Here is a 1,540-nt window from a genome sequence, read left to right on the forward strand (position 1 = left end):
GAACCAGACCCGGCCGCTGCTGGCCACCGGCGCGGTCTCGCAGGTCGAGATCCTGCGGCTCGAGCGCGACATGAGCCGCAACAAGGGCGACTCGGAACAAGCCCAGGCGCAGATCTCGCGCGTGCAGGCGGCCATCGGCGAAGCCAGCCGCAAGATCCAGGAGACCGAGCTGTCGTTCCGAAACGATGCCCGCAAAGACCTGAACGAGGCGATGGGCAAGCTCAACGTGCTGAGCGAAGGCTCGGTGGCGCTGGCCGACAAGGTCAGCAAGGCGCAGGTCAAATCCCCTGTGCGAGGGCGGGTGCAACGACTGCTGGCCAATACCGTGGGCGGCGTGGTGCAACCCGGCAAGGATATTGTCGAAGTCGTGCCGCTGGACGATAAGCTGGTATTGGAAGCGCGCGTTCAGCCCAAAGATATTGCCTTCATTCGCCCCGGCCAGGACGCGATCGTCAAATTCACCGCCTACGATTTCTCGATATTCGGTGGCCTCGAAGCCAAGGTCGAAAACATCAGCCCCGACACCGTGATCGACGAAAAGGGCAATGCTTTCTACCTCGTCCGCGTTCGAACCATTCGTCCGAATTTCGACGAAAAACTGCCCGTCATTCCCGGCATGACCGCCGAGGTCGACGTGCTCACCGGCCAGAAAACCGTACTGGCCTATTTGCTCAAACCCGTGCTCAAAGCCAAGGCCTACGCCTTGCGCGAAAGATAGGTTCGCGCCGGCCCGGGAGGGCCTGCCGCAACTCCAGCTGTCTTTATTTGCGTTTGTGCGACTTTCGCCGGTGACATCGGTCACAAGGAAAGTGCGCGACGTGCCGATAAGGAGGCGCGGGCTTCTAAGCTCGCGAACACCAGTCTGGAGCACCGCGCATGTCATCGCCCGAAAACGTTTCCGCCACTGTGCCCCAGGGGGGCCGCGCGGTTCATGTGACGGTGCACCATGCAGCGACTGACAAGCTCGCGCTTGACCCGGCCACTCAGGCGTTGATCGCCAAGGGCTACGTGCCGGCGCGCCAGTTGACTGGCAAGGTCGTCGGGGTGTGGGGCGTGGCGTTCGTGCGCGACGCCGAGGGGCATATCCAGCCGCTGAAGGCAGGCGACGTCGTCAAGAAGGGCGACGTCGTGTTGACCGACCAGGACGGCATCGTGCAATTCGAGACTGCCCGGCCTGCGACCATCGCCGATCTGGAGCGGGTGATTACCGAGGTGGACCAGGGCGCGCCCGAAACCGCACCGGCAGCCGGCTTGCAAGGCACCGATGGTGGCGACTTGCAACCCGGCCTGCGAGTAGACCGCATCAGCGAAACCGTGACGCCAGCCGGTATTGGCACCGAGCCGATTTCCAGCCAGACGATTTCCGTGCGCAGCGATGAAACGGCGCCCAATACCGACAGTGCCAATACCGCGACGCCTGACACAGTCACCGTGGCCGAAGACGGCAGCGTCAATTTCGACCCGCGCGGCAACGACAGTTTCAGCGGCACCGGCAACCCGGCCATCCAAACCGTGGCCGGCCAGCCGATCACCGTAGGCC

General features: G+C 63.4%; 1 protein-coding gene and 1 pseudogene. Both read left to right on the top strand.

Translation table 11 applies throughout. The features are described 5' to 3' along the window. Positions 1-718: HlyD family type I secretion periplasmic adaptor subunit (locus AC1DYI_RS35245; protein WP_477208744.1), on the top strand; the 718-nt coding region annotated here is incomplete at its 5' end. A 158-nt stretch (positions 719-876) separates the two neighbouring features. Continuing rightward, positions 877-1,540 (top strand): annotated as a pseudogene (locus tag AC1DYI_RS35250) (hypothetical protein); the annotation flags it as partial.

The organism is Ideonella sp. P3_A4, from assembly GCF_056403075.1.